The sequence below is a fragment of the Rhizobium sp. RAF56 genome (assembly GCF_052113965.1).
Taxonomy (GTDB): domain Bacteria; phylum Pseudomonadota; class Alphaproteobacteria; order Rhizobiales; family Rhizobiaceae; genus Rhizobium.
On record NZ_JBFRDU010000132.1, the window covers coordinates 1 to 707 of the forward strand.

General features: G+C 62.7%; 1 protein-coding gene. It reads right to left on the reverse strand.

Annotated elements, in window-relative coordinates:
• On the reverse strand, nt 1-707 hold a 707-nt coding region (locus tag AB4048_RS28920; protein ID WP_442205364.1), incomplete at both ends, for an ABC transporter transmembrane domain-containing protein.

Here is a 707-nt window from a genome sequence, read left to right on the forward strand (position 1 = left end):
GCGCGCAGGCTCTTCAGCGTCTCGATCGTCGAGATCGTCTCGACCAGCAGCGACTGGCGGCGCGACGCCTCGTTGGCGGCCGTCGCCATGCGCTTGCCGATCCGCGCCTGCGCGTAGAGCCCGATGACCACGGATAGGATGAGGGCGACGGCGGGAATGACCACCAGCCAGCCGGCGATCAGATAGATCACGGCCAGGAAGATGAAGACGAACAGACTGTCGATGAGGACGCCGATCGTGTTCGAGGTGAAGAATTCGCGAACGAATTCATACTGGCTGATGCGGTTGGCATATTCGCCTGTCGACATCGGGCGCGAGGCCAGCGTCGAGTTCAGCACCTTGTCGAAGATCAGCTGCGACAGCCGCAGGTCCGCCTTGCGTCCGGCATAATCGATCAGCGAGGCGCGCGCGGTCTTCAGCAGGAAATCGAAGCTGTAGGCAAGCGTGATGCCGGCGGCGAGAACCCAGAGCGTCGGGAACGCCTTGTTTGGCAGCACCCGGTCATAGACGTTCATCGTAAACAGCGGCGAGCCGAGCGCGATCAGGTTGATGAACAGGGCCGCGAACATGACGCGCAGGTAGGTGCGCCAGTAGGGCACCAGCGTCGTTGCCAGCCAGTGCCGCTTTTCGATCTCGACGGCGTTGCCGACCAGCGCCTCTTCCGAGGCGTTTTGATAGTAGAGCGTGAAGGCGAAGGCGACACGCGG